General features: G+C 65.8%; 15 protein-coding genes, 1 pseudogene and 1 riboswitch. Of the genes and pseudogenes, 8 read left to right on the forward strand and 8 right to left on the reverse strand.

The genetic code is table 11. From position 1 onward, the window contains the following. The 5 genes and pseudogenes from GOOTI_RS05780 to GOOTI_RS05800 all read left to right on the forward strand — a co-directional run. Nucleotides 1-196, forward strand: a pseudogene (locus tag GOOTI_RS05780) (hypothetical protein); the annotation flags it as partial. Next, entirely contained in the window at nt 189-1,265 is a 1,077-nt protein-coding gene (locus tag GOOTI_RS05785; protein WP_007237637.1) for a hemolysin family protein, read from the forward strand. The pseudogene GOOTI_RS05780 and the gene GOOTI_RS05785, both read left to right, overlap by 8 nt. After that, nucleotides 1,262-2,203, forward strand: coding sequence for a hypothetical protein (locus GOOTI_RS05790; RefSeq protein WP_007237638.1), 942 nt, complete (start codon nt 1,262-1,264; stop codon nt 2,201-2,203). Before GOOTI_RS05785 ends, GOOTI_RS05790 begins: the two co-directional genes overlap by 4 nt. A gap of 141 nt (nt 2,204-2,344) precedes the next feature. After that, a complete protein-coding gene (locus GOOTI_RS05795; RefSeq protein ID WP_007237639.1) occupies nt 2,345-4,561 on the forward strand; it encodes a malate synthase G in 2,217 nt (738 codons plus the stop codon). A 67-nt stretch (nt 4,562-4,628) separates the two neighbouring features. Continuing rightward, nucleotides 4,629-5,828, forward strand: a complete 1,200-nt coding sequence (locus GOOTI_RS05800; RefSeq protein ID WP_007237640.1) for a substrate-binding domain-containing protein — start codon at nt 4,629-4,631, stop codon at nt 5,826-5,828. Nucleotides 5,829-5,884: 56 nt separating this feature from the next. Here GOOTI_RS05800 and gcvP read toward each other — a convergent pair whose 3' ends face one another. The 8 genes from gcvP to secA2 all read right to left on the reverse strand — a co-directional run bounded on the left by gcvP (nt 5,885) and on the right by secA2 (nt 15,531). Next, on the reverse strand, nt 5,885-8,779 hold the full coding sequence (gene gcvP, locus GOOTI_RS05805; RefSeq protein WP_039993562.1) for an aminomethyl-transferring glycine dehydrogenase: 2,895 nt from the start codon (nt 8,777-8,779) through the stop codon (nt 5,885-5,887). Nucleotides 8,780-8,946: 167 nt separating this feature from the next. Further along, a riboswitch (glycine riboswitch) is annotated at nt 8,947-9,038 on the reverse strand. Nucleotides 9,039-9,064: 26 nt separating this feature from the next. Further along, the gene (locus GOOTI_RS05810) at nt 9,065-9,766 is read right to left on the reverse strand and encodes a MerR family transcriptional regulator (RefSeq protein WP_373279015.1); all 702 of its coding nucleotides are present in this window, start codon (nt 9,764-9,766) and stop codon (nt 9,065-9,067) included. Between the two features lie 261 nt (nt 9,767-10,027). Further along, a complete protein-coding gene (locus GOOTI_RS05815) occupies nt 10,028-10,528 on the reverse strand; it encodes a bifunctional nuclease family protein (RefSeq protein ID WP_007237643.1) in 501 nt (166 codons plus the stop codon). A 94-nt stretch (nt 10,529-10,622) separates the two neighbouring features. Then, nucleotides 10,623-11,309 (reverse strand): transcriptional regulator FtsR, encoded by a 687-nt coding sequence (ftsR, locus tag GOOTI_RS05820; protein WP_007237644.1) that lies wholly within the window; start codon nt 11,307-11,309, stop codon nt 10,623-10,625. A 43-nt stretch (nt 11,310-11,352) separates the two neighbouring features. After that, on the reverse strand, nt 11,353-11,802 hold the full coding sequence (gene garA, locus GOOTI_RS05825) for a glycogen accumulation regulator GarA (protein WP_007237645.1): 450 nt from the start codon (nt 11,800-11,802) through the stop codon (nt 11,353-11,355). A 210-nt stretch (nt 11,803-12,012) separates the two neighbouring features. Beyond that, nucleotides 12,013-12,417 carry a glycine cleavage system protein GcvH gene (gcvH, locus tag GOOTI_RS05830; RefSeq protein ID WP_007237646.1) on the reverse strand — a complete coding sequence of 135 codons (405 nt, stop codon included), beginning with the start codon at nt 12,415-12,417 and terminating at the stop codon, nt 12,013-12,015. A gap of 28 nt (nt 12,418-12,445) precedes the next feature. Next, a complete protein-coding gene (locus GOOTI_RS05835) occupies nt 12,446-13,057 on the reverse strand; it encodes a CDP-alcohol phosphatidyltransferase family protein (protein WP_007237647.1) in 612 nt (203 codons plus the stop codon). A gap of 14 nt (nt 13,058-13,071) precedes the next feature. Beyond that, nucleotides 13,072-15,531: an accessory Sec system translocase SecA2 gene (gene secA2 / locus GOOTI_RS05840; RefSeq protein WP_007237648.1), complete on the reverse strand. Its 2,460-nt coding sequence runs from the start codon at nt 15,529-15,531 to the stop codon at nt 13,072-13,074. Nucleotides 15,532-15,662: 131 nt separating this feature from the next. Between secA2 and GOOTI_RS26695 the strand changes: the two genes are divergently transcribed. From GOOTI_RS26695 to GOOTI_RS05860, 3 genes are all read left to right on the forward strand, one after another. After that, nucleotides 15,663-16,232, forward strand: a complete 570-nt coding sequence (locus tag GOOTI_RS26695; protein ID WP_233425433.1) for an META domain-containing protein — start codon at nt 15,663-15,665, stop codon at nt 16,230-16,232. A gap of 96 nt (nt 16,233-16,328) precedes the next feature. Next, nucleotides 16,329-17,312 (forward strand): malate dehydrogenase, encoded by a 984-nt coding sequence (locus GOOTI_RS05855; protein WP_007237650.1) that lies wholly within the window; start codon nt 16,329-16,331, stop codon nt 17,310-17,312. A 120-nt stretch (nt 17,313-17,432) separates the two neighbouring features. Further along, the coding region (locus GOOTI_RS05860; RefSeq protein WP_007237651.1) for a polyphosphate kinase 2 family protein at nt 17,433-17,820 on the forward strand (388 nt) is incomplete at its 3' end.

The raw sequence follows: 17,820 nt of genomic DNA on the forward strand, positions 1-17,820 counted from the left end.
GGGAGACTCGGTCGACCTACCCGTGGTGGTGACCCTGCGCGAGGACGACGAGGACGAGTCCGACGAGGAGTTCGACACCACCCCGTGGAACGCCACGGTGGTGCAGATGGACGGCCGCCGCGTCGATGTCGTGCGCCTGACACCGATCGCCGTGGCCGACGGCGGTGCCGACGTCTCGGAGGCGCGCGATGAGTGACATCTGGGCCGTCGTCCTCACCGTCGTGTTGCTCGCGGGCAACGCCTTCTTCGTCGGGGCCGAGTTCTCCCTGATCTCGGCTCGACGTGACCGGCTGGAGGCGCTTGCCGAGAGCGGGAAGTCGCGCGCCAGGACTGTGATCCGTGCGAGCGAGCATCTGTCACTGATGCTTGCGGCCGCTCAACTCGGCATCACGATCTGTTCGATCCTGCTCGGACGTGTCGGCGAGCCTGCCGTCGCGCACATCCTCGAACTGCCCCTCGAGGTGGCGCACGTCCCCGACTCGCTGCTGCACCCGATCTCGTTCGCCGTCGCACTCGGCCTGGTTGCCGTACTGCACATCCTCCTCGGCGAGATGGTGCCGAAGAACATCGCACTCGCCGGACCGGAGCGGGCGGCGATGCTCCTCGTCCCGATACACCTGGGATTCATCAAGATCGTCCGACCACTGATCGCGTTCTACAACTGGTTGGCCAACATCACCCTGCGTGCGCTGCGCGTCGAACCGAAGGACGAACTCGACTCGACCGTGTCGCCCGTCGAACTCGCACAGATGCTCGGTGAATCGCGCGAAGAGGGACTCATCGACGCCGAGGAACACGAGCGACTGACCCGTGCTCTGCGGTCGGTGGCGCGCACGGTGTCGGAGGTCATGATCCCGCTCGATCAGATGCGCAGCGTCGACGTCGAGGTCGACCCCGTCACCGGTGGCGTCGGCCCCACCCTCGGGTCGGTCGAACGAGCTGTCAGCGATACCGGGTTCTCCCGCTTCCCGGTGCGCGGCCTCGACGGTACGTTCACCGGCTATCTTCATCTGAAGGACGTGCTCGACGACATCCTCGACGACAACGTCGGTCAGGACACGATCATCGGCGTCGACAAGATCCGACCGCTGCCGGTCATCGGGGCCGACACCCCACTCGACGATGCGACGAGAGCGCTGCGGCGAACCAGCTCGCACCTCGGCGCGGTGGTCGACGACTCAGGACGCACGATCGGCATCGTGGCGCTCGCCGACCTCGTCGAGGAGTTCGTGGGCACCGTCCGCGACGAGACGCACCGGGTGTGACCGTGAGTCGGCCGACAACTGCTGCAGCCAGTACCCGCGGCGTCGTCGAACTCACGTCGGAGGAGTGGCTTGCGCGTGTCGACGAGCACGCGGCGCGCGTCGAGGCCCTCGTCGGCCCATACCTGCGATCTAGGGCACGTGGCGAGGCGCACCCAGTCCTCGACTTCCTGTTCACGTACTACTCGGCGCGCCCCTCACACGTCCGACGCTGGCATCCGGGCCACGGGGTCATGCTGAACCCGCCCGATCATCGTGTCGGTCGGGGTGATCGGGCGACGCGCATCCTCGACGAGATGTCGACGCTGCGCGGGTACACACGGACCCCGTCGGGCGGGGTGACGGTCGACGCCGCCTTCCTCGACGCACGGCGCGGAGCGCTTCTGTCGACCTGCGCGCTCCTCGACGCGACAGCCGCCCGCCCCGCCCGCCTGGGATGCTTCGGTCTGCACGAGTGGGCGATGGTCTATCGCACCGACAGTCCGCGCCACGAGGTGCCGCTGCGGCTCGGACCGGCAGCAACCGACGCCGTCGTCGAATCGATGCCGCTGCGGTGCACCCACTTCGACGCGTTCCGCTTCTTCACCGACTCCGCGCGCCCCCGCAACGAGACGGCGTTGACCCGCGATGGTCAGATCGACAACGAGCAACCCGGATGCCTCCACGCCACGATGGATCTGTATCGCGCATGCATCACACTGGCGCCGTTGGTCCCCGCCGATCTGACGTTCGCGGCCTTCGAACTCGCGCTCGTCGCACGCGAACTCGACATGCGGGCGAGTCCGTACGATCTTCGTGCACTCGGCTACGCCGCTGTCGAGATCGAGACACCGGCCGGCCGCGCCGAGTACGTCCGCGAACAGTCCGACATCGCCGTCCGTGGTGCTGACCTGCGGAGTCGGCTCCGATCCCACCTCGGAGCGCTCCTCGACGCCTCCTGATGGCGCGATTTGCCTCCCGAGTAACATGGAGCGCGTTCACGATCGCCCCTGTTGTCCCGATGAGGGCTGATGACGTGCGCGGATTCGACACCGAAACCTCGGCGACAACAGCCTCCGGGCCACCGGAGAAGGAAGGCTCTTATGTCGGACTCGACCCCCGCCCTTGACTCCACCGCCCGCACGAACGTGGAGGGCCTGCAGGTCGCCACCGTCCTCTACGACTTCGTCAACGACGAGGCGCTCCCGGGCACCGGAGTGGACAAGGACACGTTCTGGAAGGGTGCGGCCGCGGTCATCAACGATCTCGCGCCCCGCAACCGCGAGTTGCTCGCGGTGCGCGACGACCTCCAGTCGAAGATCGACACGTGGCACCGCGACCACAAGGGCGCCGACTTCACCGATCCGGCGGTGTTCGGCGAGTACAAGCAGTTCCTCACCGACATCGGTTACCTCGCCGACGTTCCCGCCGACTTCCAGATCCGCACGAGCAACGTCGACCGCGAGATCGCCGAGACCGCGGGCCCGCAGCTCGTCGTCCCGATCCTCAACGCACGCTTCGCGCTCAACGCCTCCAACGCACGGTGGGGTTCGCTCTACGACGCCCTCTACGGCACCGACGTCATCAGTGAAGAAGGTGGCGCGGAGAAGGGCAAGGGCTACAACAAGGTTCGCGGCGACAAGGTCATCGCGTACGCAAAGGGTTTCCTGGACAAGTCCGTTCCGCTCGAGCAGTGCAGCTACACCGACGTCACCAGGTTCGCCGTCGTCGACTCGGCTCTGCAGGTCACCCTCGCCGACGGTACGACCTCGACACTCGCCGATCCCTCCGCGTTCGTCGGGTTCACCGGCGATCCCGCGTCGCCCTCGTCGGTTCTGCTGCGGCACAACGGCCTCTACCTCGACATCGAGATCGACCCGTCGTCACCGATCGGGCAGACCGATCCGGCAGGCATCAAGGACGTGGTGATGGAGTCGGCAGTCACCACGATCATGGACTTCGAGGACTCCGTCGCCGCTGTCGACGCCGACGACAAGGTTCTCGGCTACCGCAACTGGCTCGGGCTGAACAAGGGCGATCTGTCCGAGGAGGTCTCCAAGGGCGGCAAGACCTTCACCCGCGTGCTGAACCCCAACCGCACCTACACCGCACCCGACGGATCGACCTTCGATCTGCACGGACGCTCGCTGCTGTTCGTGCGCAACGTCGGGCATCTGATGACCAACCCCGCCGTTCTCGACGCCGACGGCAACGAGGTGCCCGAGGGAATCCTCGACGCGTTGTTCACCTCACTCGCCGGCATCCACGGGCTCAACGAGGACGGCCTGCAGAACTCGCGGACCGGTTCGATCTACATCGTGAAACCCAAGATGCACGGGCCCGACGAGGTCGCGTTCACCGTCACGCTGTTCGACCGGGTCGAGAAGGTCCTCGGTCTGCCGGAGAACACCCTCAAGGTCGGCATCATGGACGAGGAACGTCGCACCTCGGTGAACCTCAAGGCATCCATCAAGGCAGCAGAGGATCGGGTGGTGTTCATCAACACCGGCTTCCTCGACCGCACCGGCGACGAGATCCACACCTCCATGGAGGCCGGTGCGATGATCCGCAAGGGCGAGATGAAGAAGGCCAAGTGGATGCTCACCTACGAGGATTCCAACGTCGACATCGGCCTGCATGCGGGGCTGCAGCACAAGGCACAGATCGGTAAGGGCATGTGGGCCATGACCGATCTGATGCGCGACATGGTCGAACAGAAGATCGCGCAGCCAGAGGCGGGCGCGAGCACCGCGTGGGTGCCCTCGCCCACCGGCGCGACCCTGCACGCGATGCACTATCACCTCGTCGACGTGTTCGAGCGACAGGACGAGATCGCCAAGCGCGATCCGGCATCGGTCGACGACATCCTGACCATCCCGCTCGCACCGAAGACCGACTGGTCGGACGCGGAGAAGAAGGAAGAACTCGACAACAACTGCCAGTCGATCCTCGGCTACGTGGTCCGCTGGATCGATCACGGTGTCGGATGTTCCAAGGTGCCCGACATCCACGACGTCGCGCTCATGGAGGACCGCGCAACGCTGCGCATCTCGAGCCAACTGCTGGCCAACTGGATTCATCACGGCATCGTGACCGCCGACGACGTCGTCGCAGCGCTCGAGCGCATGGCACCGGTCGTCGACCGACAGAACGCCGACGACCCCACCTACTCCCCGATGGCCCCGGATTTCGACACGAATATCGCATTCCAGGCCGCGAAGGAACTTATCCTCGAGGGGGCGAAGCAGCCGAGCGGCTACACCGAGCCGATCCTGCATCGCAAGCGCCGCGAGTACAAGGCTGCTGCGGCCAAGGCGTGAGCACGCGTGAGGTCCCGGACAGGCGCGAAGTCTGTCCGGGACCTCACACGCGACAACGGAGGCGGTAGTGGCGCATCATCGGGTGACCGGTGGCGGAAACGGAATCAGGCAGCGGGGGGTCAGCCGCGGGCTGGTGTTCGCGCTGCTCGCAATCGTGCTGATCGCCGCGGTGATCGTCGCCTGGCAGCAACTCGGCGACCACCTCGACGAGCAGGCCGACAGTGCCGCCGCAGCGTGTGTGGAAGGGCCTGCGACGGTCGACGTCGTGGCCGACGCCGACGTCGCTCCCGCCCTCATCGAGATCGCCCGCGCTTTCGGTGCGAGCAAACCCGTCGTCCGCGACCACTGCATCACCATCGCCGTCCGAGCCGGTGATGCCAAGACCACGCTCGACGCGCTGACCGGGATCTGGGACACGGGCTCGATGGGAGCGTTCCCCGCTGCGTGGGTTCCGCAGTCGTCCGTCTGGGCGGCGGAGCTGACACAGGCGAAGCCGTCGACCGTGGAAGGAAATCCGTCGTCGTTGGTGACCTCGCCGGTCGTACTCGCGACGTCGGCCGAACTCGGCGGCACCATCGACGGGAAGATCGACTGGGGCCAGGTTCCGACGCTGCAACAACGCGACGGCAGCCTCCGCGACTTCGATCTCTCCGACTGGGGTTCGCTGCGGATGGCGATGCCGCTCGGGGCTCAGTCCGACGCCTCGTCACTGGCCGCACAGGCGGTCGCGATGCGTGTCATGCGCACCAGCTCCTCCCTGACCAACGACGACGCGTCGTCGTCTCGGGTGTCCTCGAGTGTCGCCGCGATGCTCGAAGGCGCCCCGCAGTCGCCCGACGGGACCCCCGTCGGGGCGGCGACGGTGATGCGTGATGCCGACGACGCGAGAACCTCACCCATTCACGCGGTTCCGATCACCGAGCAGCAGCTCTACAAGCTCACCCGGGAGGATTCGACCGCGCGACTGGCCGAGATCGTGCCGACCGGTCCCACTCCGCTCGCCGACTATCCGATCATCCGGCTGTCCGGCGACCAGGTCCCGCCTGTCGCCAGCGCTGCCGTCGCCGAGTTCTTCTCGTTTGCCCAGGACCAGAAACACCTGTCCCTGCTGGCCTCACAGGGCTTCCGCGGCAATGCACCGCTGCCCCCCGCGACGAAGACGGTGAGCTTCCCGATCACCAGGGAGCCAATGCCCCAGCCGGAGAACTCGGCCATCGTGACGATCAACAAGCTCGTGTACGGCAGCGACTTCGGTCCGGCTTCCTGACGCTCGCCGACACCCTCCCCGGAGAGGGTCGGCGGCTCGGCGAGATCAGTGGGCGCTCAGTGTGCGAACGCCTCAATCGGCGGGCATGAGCAGACCAGGTTGCGGTCGCCGTACGTTCCGTCGATACGTCGCACCGCCGGGAACACCTTGGTGCGTGCACCTGCCGAAGGGAGCCCCTGCGGGTAGACCGCTTCTTCACGTGAGTACGCGTGATCCCACTCGCCGACAAGGCATTCCGCCGTGTGCGGTGCACCGCGCAGCGGATTGTCGTCGACGGTCCAAGTGCCGTCGGCCACCTTGTCGATCTCGGCGCGAATCGCGATCATCGCGTCGCAGAATGCGTCGATCTCGTCGAGATTCTCACTCTCGGTCGGCTCGACCATGAGGGTGCCCGCCACCGGGAAGCTCATCGTCGGCGCATGGAATCCGTAGTCGGCCAAGCGCTTTGCGACGTCGTCGACCGTCACTCCGGTCTCCTTGGTCAAGGTTCGCAGATCGAGGATGCACTCGTGTGCCACCCATCCACCGTCGCCGGTGTAGAGCACCGGGAAGTGGTCGGCGAGGCGCTTGGCGATGTAGTTCGCCGACGCTATCGCCGTCAGTGTCGCGCGACGCAGACCCGAAGCACCCATCATCGCAATGTAGGCGTAGGTGATCGGGAGAATAGATGCCGAACCGTACGGTGCAGCTGAAATCGTTGCCGCACCGGGCAATTCGTCGGCCAGAGGGTGTCCGGGCAGGAACTGCGCGAGATGCGAACGCACCGCGATCGGGCCGACGCCCGGTCCGCCGCCGCCATGCGGGATACAGAACGTCTTGTGCAGATTCAGGTGGCTGACGTCGCCGCCGAACCGTCCCGGACGTGCGACACCCACGAGAGCATTGAGGTTCGCGCCGTCGATGTAGACCTGGCCGCCCGCGTCGTGGACCGCCGCGCAGATGTCACGGATGTCGTGCTCGAACACTCCGTGCGTGGAGGGGTAGGTGATCATGATCGCTGCCAGCGACTGCCCGTGCTGTGTGATCTTGGCCCGGAGGTCGTCGACGTCGACGTCCCCGTTCTCGCGGCACGCGACGACGACGACGCGCATGCCTGCCATCACAGCCGACGCCGCGTTGGTGCCGTGTGCACTCGAAGGGATCAGGCAGATGTCGCGCTCGGCCTCGCCGCGACTCAGATGGTACTGACGGATCGCGAGCAGTCCGGCGAACTCGCCCTGCGAACCCGCGTTGGGCTGGAGGCTGACCTTGTCGTATCCGGTGATCGTCACCAACCACTGCTCGAGAGTGGCGATCAACTCACGGATGCCTGCGCCGTCGCCCTCCGGTGCGAACGGGTGCAGCCGGGTGAACTCCGGCCACGTGATCGGCTCCATCTCCGTGGTGGCGTTGAGCTTCATGGTGCAGGAGCCGAGCGGGATCATACTGCGGTCGAGCGCGATGTCCTTGTCCGACAGTGCACGCAGGTAGCGCAGCATCGACGTCTCGGTGCGGAAGCGGTTGAACGCGGGATGGGTGAGGAACTCGCTCGTCCGGTTCTCGATCGGCTGTGCGAAATCGCGCGGCTCGACACCCGCGGCCTCGAACACCCTCAGCACCGTCTCGATGTCGGCGGCCGTCGTGGTCTCGTCACACGCGATGGACACCGTGTCGGCGTCCACCGATCGCAGGTTCACCCCGGCCCGGTGCGCGTCGGCCACGATGGCCTCCGCCCGACCTTCCGCACGCACCTGCACGGTGTCGAAGAAGTTCGCGTGCGCGACACCGAAACCTGCTGCGGTCAGACTGTTGGCGAGACCGGCCGCGAAGTCGTGCACCCGGCGTGCGATGGCACGCAGTCCGGCGGGCCCGTGATATCCGGCGTACATCGCGGCGACGATTGCGAGCAACACCTGGGCAGTACAGATGTTGCTGGTCGCCTTCTCGCGACGGATGTGCTGTTCGCGCGTCTGGAGGGCGAGGCGGTAGGCGAGATTGCCGTCGGCGTCCTTGGACACGCCCACGAGTCTGCCGGGCAGCTGACGGGAGTGTTTGGCGTGCACGGAGAGGTAACCGGCGTGCGGCCCACCGAAGCCCATCGGGACCCCGAAGCGCTGGGTGGTACCGAAGCAGACATCCGCGCCCTGCTCCCCGGGCGGGGTGATGAGGGTCAATGCCAGCAGGTCCGCACCGACGGCCACGAGCGCACCGGACTCATGTGCAGCCTCGACGATCGGCGCGACGTCGAGAATCCGACCCGATGCTCCCGGCGTCTGCATGACGACACCGAAGAACTCACCATCGGGCAACCCGCAGTGCGGCAATTCGGGATTCAGCGAGGCCTCGACGACCTCGATGCCGAGCGGTCGTGCCCGCGTGTCGATGACAGCCCGTGTCTGCGGAAAGAGGTCGGAGTCGACGACGACCCGATTCGATTTCGATTTCCCCGCGCGGCGCATCAGTGTCATGGCCTCGGCGGCCGCGGTCGCCTCGTCGAGCATCGACGCGTTCGCGACCTCCATCGCCGTCAGATCGGAGACCATCGTCTGGAAATTCAGCAGAGCTTCGAGTCTTCCCTGGCTGATCTCGGGCTGATACGGCGTGTATGCGGTGTACCAGGCGGGGTTCTCCACGACATTGCGCAGGATGACGCCCGGCGTGAGCGTGTCGTAATAGCCCAAGCCGATCATCGACCGGTTCACGGTGTTCTTCGACGCCAGCGCGGAGAGACGCTCGAGCGCCTCCTGCTCGGTCAGCGGGGCATCGAGAGCGGACAATCCGTTGTCGGACGGATCATCGAGAATCAGCGACGGCACGACCTGCCGCGCGAGGTCGTCGAACGAGTCGACACCGAGGAGTGCAAGCATCCTCGCGGTCTCGTCCGCGTCCGGACCGACATGGCGATCGACGAAGGCGGCAGAGGTGAATGGGGTCTCCCCCGTCGGAGGAGTCGAGGCATCGGCAGACGTCATGGGGTGAACCTCTCGCGCGCACCGGGTGGTATCCGGCGGGTCGGTCCTCCCCCTCTGTCATGCCGCTGCGCGGCGCCTGAGAGATTCAGTCGGCGTGTCGACGATGACACGACAACCTTTCACCGTGGGCGGATGGCGCTGATCGGCCATCTCTTTCCAGAGGCGCCGTCGACATCACGGTCCGGGTGCCTGAGAGTTTGACGAGGAGGTGTTGCTCCTTCGGCGGCCATTCGAGATGACGCTCTCCCGTGATGCAGCGACGCGTCGTTCAGTCTACCCGTACGCTCATCCGGTTCGGCGGGTGCGGTTCTTGCGACGCGCGGCGAGTTCGTCTTCGGGCGCGGATTCGGTCACGCCACCGTCAGCACGTTCACCCGGGAAGTCGGCGATGGCACCGGTCAATTCACGCATCGCACCGTTCACGGCGATACCGAACACCCCTTGTCCACCCTGGAGGAGGTCGACGACCTCCTCGGCCGACGTGCATTCGTAGACGGTGGTGCCATCAGAGAACAGGGTGATACCTGCGAGATCTTCGACGCCGCGCTGGCGGAGATGGTCGACGGCGACCCGGATGTTCTGCAGTGAGATCCCCGTGTCGAGCAGACGCTTGACGATCTTGAGGACGAGGATGTCCTTGAAGGAATAGAGCCGTTGACTGCCTGATCCAGCCGCTCCGCGGATCGACGGCACCACCAGGGAGGTGCGCGCCCAATAGTCGAGCTGTCGATAGGTGATCCCGGCAATCTGGCAGGCGCTCGGGACGCGGTAGCCGACGAGTTCGTCGGGAACGGTGTCGTTGGGGAACAAGCCGGGCGCGATGTCATCGAGGCTGCCCTGGCCCGGCCGGCGACGCGGAGCGGGCTCGCTCGCCGCGTGGGCGTCCGTCGATTCGGTGTTCTCCGAGTGTCCTGCCCGGACACCGACCTGATCGTCGGACGTCACTTCGCTGTCTGACGGCTGACCTTCTTCACCGTCGAACGGCATATCGCCCACTGCAGACTCCCTCGCCACGCTCGGATCGGACCGGTGCGGACCTGCAACCACGATACGCCGCCGAACCCGATCTGCTCTCCCTCGTCGGGCGTGTCCCCGACGATCACATGCGTGACGCTATGCCGGAGCCGCTCAGGTAATCAACGCGACGCGCCCGAAGGCTCAACCTCAACTTGAGATCGAGATGAACGGTGATCAGTGGGATACGCAACCGTGATGTGTCGCTGCGTTGTCACGTCGACGGCGGGCGCCTCAGGCTCCGCCGCTGGCCTTGAAGTCGTCTGGCGAGACGTTGTCGAGGAACTCGCGGAACTTCTCCACCTCGTCCTCCTTCTGGTCGGGCGCCTCGTCGGAGTCTTCGTCGGGGATCAGCAGGCCCGCTTCGGCGAGCACCTCCTCGTCGGCGATGATCGGCACCTCGGCCCGCATCGCGACAGCGATCGAATCCGATGGCCGAGCCGACACCCGGACATCACCCGAGAAAACCATCTCGGCATAGAAGGTGCCCTCTTGCATGTCGACGATGCGGACCTCGACGAGGGTCTGGCCGAACTCCTCGATCAGGTTCACGATCAAGTCGTGGGTCAGAGGCCGTGGCGGCTCGATACCCTTTTGCCGCAACGCGATCGACGCCGCCTCACTCTGACCGATCCAGATCGGCAGGTAGCGCTCACCATCGACCTCGCGCAGCAGCAGAACCGGCTGGCTCTGCGGCGGCTCGACCCGAATGCCCACCACACGCATCTCGCTCATCTCGCACCTCCCGAGCCGTCAATGATTGCCATCGACGCTACACCGACTGCGCGGGCAGCGGGCGCGACGGCGACGCACCGCGGATGGCGGAGTGTCAGTCGAGCACGCCGCGAACGGCCTGCTTGACCAATTGCGTGTGCAAGGTGACCGAGAGCGCGGCGATCTCACGGATGAGTTCCTCGGCACGATCACGGGCACCGGTCCCCTTGCCCTTGGCGATGGGGTTGGCGATCTGCGCGACGAGTCCTGCCTCGCGATCGGCCGACACCTTGAATGCGCGCAGATGCCTGGTCTCAACACCGTAATTGGCAAGCGCCGCGGCAGCTTCGACGAGTCGCACCGCGTCCTCGTCGAAGAATCCCGCAGGCCCGGATGTCAACAAGCCGTTGCGTTGGAGCTCGGTCACGAAGGCGGAATCGACCCCGGTGCGCTCGATGAGCGTCTCGCGGGACACCCGGCCTCCCCGCGCGGAGAAGTCGGTCGCCGGCGCGACCACGCTGCGCGCAGTCGACAACACCGGGGTGCCGCCCGAGCCGAACCCGCCGTCGCCGTTGTCGATGGCGTCGAGCTGCTCCTTGATGACCTTCAGCGGCAGATAGCGATCGCGCTGAGCAGTGAGCACGAAGCGCAGCCGCTCGCAGTCGGACTGACTGAACCGGCGGTACCCGGACGGCGCACGTTCCGGCGTCACGAGCCCTTCGGCCTCGAGGAATCGAATCTTCGAGATGGTCACATCGGGAAAGTCCTCGCGCAGCAACGCGAGGACCGACCCGATGGACATCGATCCCCCGCCGCGCGCATCCGCAGTCGAGGCCGGCACGGTGTCAGGCGCCGGAAGCGTCGCGCGGACCGCTCAGGAAGACCAACCGGAACTTTCCGATCTGGACTTCGTCGCCGTTGCTGAGCGTCGCACTGTCGACGGGCTCACGATTGACGTACGTGCCATTGAGGCTGCCGACATCGACGACCTGGAATTCGTTGTCTCCCAAGCGGAATTCGGCATGACGACGGCTCACTGTGACGTCGTCGAGGAAGATGTCGCTGTCGGGGTGCCTGCCCGCCGAGGTGGTCGGCTGGTCGAGCAGAAAGCGCGAGCCGGCGTTGGGACCGCGCTTCACGACGAGCAACGCGGTACCGGGCGACAGCCGCTCGACACCTGTGTCGGCGGGCTCGCTCGAGGTCGCCGCTCCCGCGTCGAGTTCGTTGATGAACTCCTCACGGAACACCGATGTGGTTTCCACCGGCGCCTCGTAGCCGTTGTCGTTATCGCTCACCGCTTCTCCTTCGTCCCTCATACGTTCGTCACCTTGAGTGCACTCACCATCGGCGTCCACGCTCACGCGACGCGAGGCTCGCACCCGGTCGACGACGTCGCGGATGCGACGTCGTTTCCGCTGAGCTAAACCGTACCGCCTGTGCCGAATCCAGCGACGTCCGACTCGACGAGACACCGATGATCATACGTTCCCGCACCGTCGGAATGGTCAGCCTTCGATCACGTCCCGGTAGCCATCCGCGTCGAGCATGTCGGCCAGTTGAGCGTCGAGCGCCGAGGCGTCGTCGACGCTGATCTCGACCAGCCACCCCGAGTCGTAGGGCTCGGAGTTGACCAGATCAGGCGACGAATCGAGTTCGTCGTTGATCTTCGAGATCGTCCCGTGGAGCGGACCGAAGATGTCGGAGACACTCTTGGTCGATTCCACCTCGGCGAACGACTCCCCCACCTCGACCTCGCTGTCGATCTCGGGAAGTTGCACGAACACGACATCCCCCAACTGACCCTGGGCGTAGTCGGTGATTCCCACCCGGACCGTCGTCGGCCCCACCTTGCGCACCCACTCGTGTTCCGGGGTGTAGCTCAATTCGGCCGGCACATTGGTATCGGTCACGTCGACCCCTTTCTAGTCCCCCGAGACTTTAGGCCATGCCGCCGGTGGTCGGCGCGCCAGCACGCGGCATCGTCCGGACCACGGCGATCGTCTGTGCCCAGTACAGCAGGAACGACCACACATAGAGGCCGACACCCCATATCAGGAACGCCCAGCCGATCGGATAGCAGATCGTGCCGACAACCGAATCCAATTGTCCCGCAAGCAACCACGGAAACGCGCTCATCAGGGCGAAGGTCGCCGCTTTGCCGATGTAGAGCACCGGCAACGCCAGCAGCCCCCGACTGCGCAGCAACGGACCGGACGCGAACAGCAGAACATCTCGGGCGACGATCACGGCGATGATCCACCACGGGATGATTCCCCTGATCGCGAACGCCACCGGAATGATCACGATGTAGAGCCGGTCGGCAAGCGGATCCAGCAGTTCCCCGAGCCGCGACGACTGGTTGAGCAATCTGGCGAGCTTGCCGTCGGCCCAGTCGGTGAAGCCGGAGAACATGAGGATCCAGAACGCCCAGCCGTCGGCCTTGACGTCGAGCAGCAACCACAGGAACAGCGGGATCAACGCCAGCCGCAGCACGCTCAGCGCGTTGGGCACGGTGGCGATCCGCCACCGTCCCCGCGTCTCCGTCTCCACCGGGACGTCCACCGTCAGCGGAAGATGCCGATGACGCCCTGCAGGGTCTTCGCCCCACCTGACGCGAAGAGGTTGTCGTGCACCATGTAGGTCCAGGTCGTGGTCGACCGGTGCAGGTCGGCGGAACCCAGGTCGACGCCGTCCGCGGTGATGGGCACCTCACGGAAGGTGCGGCGGGCGTTCTCGACCGCTTCGCTGGGCATCTCACCGAACTCGGCGAGGATCAACCTGTGGAACTCGTCGAGCGGGCTCTCTTTGCCGATCGCGCGGAGGTGGATACTCGCGCGCACGTCGGAGACGAACGCCAGATGGTCGGCCCAGGCCCGGTCGAGGTGATACAGCATGATCTCGCGGGCCGCCTGGACGAGGACGTCGCGGTCGACAGGCTCGACGGGGATCGCCCGGGTCGAGTCAGCCGCGTCGTCGGTCGTATCGGCTGTCGTGTCACCGGCCTCCTCGTCAGCGCTCGTCTTGTCAGCGCTCGCCGTGTCAGCTGTCACCTTGTCAGCCGTCGCCTTGTCAACAGCGTCTGACGAGGGACTCGCGGCCCCGGTCAGTTCGGCGTAGCGGTCCGGCTCGAGATCGGCGAGCTCCTCGAGCGCGGTGTCCGTGGTGAGCAGCTTCATCCGACGCGCGACGACGATCTCGCGCTGCTGATTCACCAGCTTGTTGTAGCGCCAGGTGTTGGCGTGCAGTTCGAGCATCACACCCTCGGCCACCCGCTGTGCCTGTTCGATCAGGTCGATGCCCTTCTGGCCCATCGATCCGTCGGGCTCCTGTGACACCGGATCGCGCTTGAACGCCAGGTTCTTGGTCACGACCGGGTCCTCGAGACTGCTGAAGAACACAGCCGAGCCGGGGTCGCCCTGTCGACCGGCGCGCCCGCGCAGCTGGTTGTCGAGTCGTTCGGTGTCGTGGCGGCCCGTACCGACGACGCACAGGCCACCGAGTTCGACGACCTCCTCACGTGCGGCGGGATCGTCGTCGGAACCGCCGAGCCGGATGTCGGTACCGCGACCTGCCATCTGTGTCGAGACCGTGACAGCGCCCTTCACGCCCGCCTCGGCGATGATCTTGGCCTCCTCGATGTCGTTCTTGGCGTTGAGCACCACGCTGGGAACTCCCGCCTTGTCGAGGAAGTATGCGAGCTCTTCGGACTCGGCGACGTCATGTGTGCCGATCAGGACGGGTTGGCCCGTCTCGTGGATCTCCTTGACATAGTTGACGATTCCCTCGACCTTGTTGGCCTTGGTGTCGTACACGCGGTCGGGCAGATCGGTACGGACGTTGGGGGTGTTGGGTGGGATCTGCGAGACACGCAGTTCGTAGAACTGTCGGAACTGCTCGCCGGCGGCCAGTGCGGTACCGGTCATACCGCACACCCGCGGATACCGACCGATGAGCGCCTGCACGGTGAGTGTGTCGATCACCTCGCCCGAGTCCGTCTGCGCGAGACCCTCTTTGATCTCCACCGCGGCCTGGACACCGTCCGGCCAGCGCTGCAGTTGCGCGACACGACCGCGCGACGCGTTGATGAGGTGGACTCCGCCGTCGCGCACGATGTAGTGGACGTCTCGCTCGAGCAGGTAGTGCGCGTGCATGGCGATGTTGACATGCACGAGGGTCGTGCCCACGTGCTCCTCGTCGTAGAGGTTGATGCCGCCGAGTTCCTCCTCGACGAAGGACGCACCCTCGTCGGTGAGCGTGACGTTACGGCCCTCGGCGTCGATGTCGTAGTGCTTGTTCTTCAGGCGCGCGACGACCTCGTGGATGGCCTGATCGGGCACCTCGGCCTCGGTGGACCCTGCGAGCACGAGCGGGATGAGAGCCTCGTCCACGAGTACGGAATCGGCCTCGTCGATGATCGCGACGTCGGGCGTCGGCGAGACGAGTTCGTCCTCGGACTGCGCGAGTTGGTCGCGTAGCACGTCGAACCCGATCTCGTTGACCGATCCGTAGGTGATGTCGCCAGCGTAGGCGCGCTTGCGCTCATCACGGGTCGAATTCTCCGAGACGGCGCCCGAGACGATGCCGAACGAATCGAACAGCGGCTTCATCCACTCCGCGTCACGGGTGGCGAGGTAGTCGTTGACCGAGATCACGTGGACCTGGTGTCCGTCCAACACGTACCCGACGGCAGCGATCGCGCCCGCGAGGGTCTTGCCCTCGCCGGTACCCATCTCGATGACGTCACCTTCGAGCAGACGCAGCGCGCCCTGCAACTGCACGTCGAAGGGACGCAGGCCGAGCGTGCGGTCGGCCGCCTCGCGGGCGAGTGCGAGGAACTTAGCCCTGTCCTGCTCGTCGGCCCCGATCTCGAGCTTCTCGGCCTCGGCGCGGAAGTCATCGGAGTCCAAGGCCGCAGCCCAGTCGGTGTGATTGTCGGCTTCTTTGATCAACCCGAGTGACTTGGACTGGTTGCGTGAGGACTGGGCTCCCAGCAACCGCCACATGCTGTTCGTCAGCTTTCCCACCGAACGATTCTCCTACCTCGTCGTGTCATCCGAACTCCGACGTCACGGCCCGGATCGACCACCACGGTACGCGGCCGCGCGCACACGAATCACGACACGTCCGGTCGGTGGTTTGGGCTACCGTGAATCCCGTGAGCATCCGACGCGATGGTTCGACCGGACGTGACCTCCACATGTGTGGTTCGGCACCACCGTCTGCCCCGATGCCGTGCCACGCCGGGGAGACGCAGTCGTCGCGCCGGCCGGGGGCGTCACCGCCTCGTGTGGTGTCCCGTGCCGTTGCGTTCGCCTGCGTCGTCGCGGCTGTCTCGATCGCGACGGCGTGCGGCGACTCCGGGTCATCGTCGGGTCAACTCGATCCGAATGTGATGGTGGGCAAGAACTATTCGTCGACGTCGGTCACCGGTACCCAGATTCCCGGCGGCGGACCGCTGGAGGTGTCGTTCCCCGAAGCAGGACGAATCTCGACGACGGCGGGCTGCAACCGTCACAACGGGGCGGTGACGTTCACCGACGACACGTTCCGCGCCAACAAGCTGGCGTCGACGATGATGGCGTGTCCACCGCCACGCGACGGTGCCGACAACTGGCTGAACGACTTTCTGTCGGATTCGGTGACCTGGAAACTGGACGGGGCAACCCTGACGCTGTCGCACGGTGCCACGAAAGTCGTCCTCGCAGAGACGTCCGACCAGACCTGAGAATCACCACGGGCGCGTGCAGACACCGACGACGTCGACGATGTGCCGTCTCGACGCCCGATTCAGCCAACTCACAACCAGGACAGGAAGTCGAAGATGACAGACACTCCAGTGGTCGTCACCGTGACCGGGGCCGCAGGCAGCATCGGATACGCAGCGGTGTTCCGCATCGCCGCGGGTGACATGCTCGGACCCGACCAGCCGGTTCGGCTACGCCTGCTGGAGCTCCCCCAGGCGGTCCCCGCGGCGCACGGCACGGCCATGGAGTTGCAGGACGGCGCGTTCCCGCTCCTCACATCCGTCGATATCTTCGACGACGCACGAGCGGCGTTCGACGGTACCGACTTCGGGCTTCTCGTCGGCGCCAAGCCGCGCACGAAAGGCATGGAACGGGCCGACCTCCTGTCGGCCAATTCGGCGATCTTTGCAGGTCAGGGAGCCGTCATCAATGAGGTGGCGGCCGACGACATCCGCGTCATCGTGGTCGGCAACCCGGCGAACACCAATGCAGCAGTCGCCGCCGCGAACGCGCCCGACGTGCCCGCCGAGCGATTCACCGCTCTCACCCGGCTCGATCACAACCGGGCCATAGCGCAACTCGCTGCGCACACCGGTGCGCCGGTGCGCGACATCAGCAAGGTGAGCATCTGGGGCAATCACTCGGCGACCCAGTACCCCGACATATTCCACGCGCGGGTCGGCGGGCGCAGCGGCGCCGAGATCGCCGAAGACACCGACTGGCTCGTCGACGACTTCATTCCCACCGTCGCCGCACGCGGCACCGCGATCATCGAGGCGCGTGGCGCGTCGTCGGCTGCGTCTGCCGCCAATGCAGCGATCGATCATGTACGGGACTGGGTGGCGGGCACACCGGCAGATGACTGGACGTCGGCAGCGGTGAGCTCCCCGGGCGTCTACGGGGTGCCCGAAGGGTTGATGTGTTCGTTCCCGGTCCGCGCGGTCGGCGGACGCTGGGAGATCGTCGAAGGCCTGGAGATCAACGAGTTCTCGAGGTCGCGTATCGACGCTTCGGTGGCCGAGTTGCAGTCCGAACTCGACGCGGTGGCCGCGCGATCCTGACGCGCCGACTGCAGCCCCGGTAGCGGCGGAGGGGACGAGCACACGGCAGCGCGATCACCGCAGTGACTCCGTTCATCGTTCTCTCCCGCTCGAACGACTACGGCAGCTTAAACTTCCGACATGTCGAAGAAGTCGAAGTCGGCCGGGAACAAGCCGAAGAAGATCCCCACCGACGTCTACGAGGCGGAGCTCTTCCGATTGCAGACCGAGATGGTGAAGCTGCAGGAGTGGGTGCGCGAAACGGGCGCCAGGGTGGTCATCATCTTCGAGGGACGCGACGCCGCTGGTAAAGGCGGCACCATCAAACGCATCACCGAATATCTCAGCCCGCGTATCGCGCGCGTGGCCGCGCTTCCCGCGCCGAACGATCGTGAACGCGGGCAGTGGTATTACCAGCGCTACGTCGCACAGCTGCCCGCACCCGGCGAGATCGTCCTGTTCGACCGCTCCTGGTACAACCGTGCCGGAGTCGAGAAGGTGATGGGTTTCTGCACCCCGGAAGAGCACA

This window comes from Gordonia otitidis NBRC 100426, from assembly GCF_000248075.1.
In the GTDB taxonomy this organism is placed as follows: Bacteria; Actinomycetota; Actinomycetes; order Mycobacteriales; family Mycobacteriaceae; genus Gordonia; species Gordonia otitidis.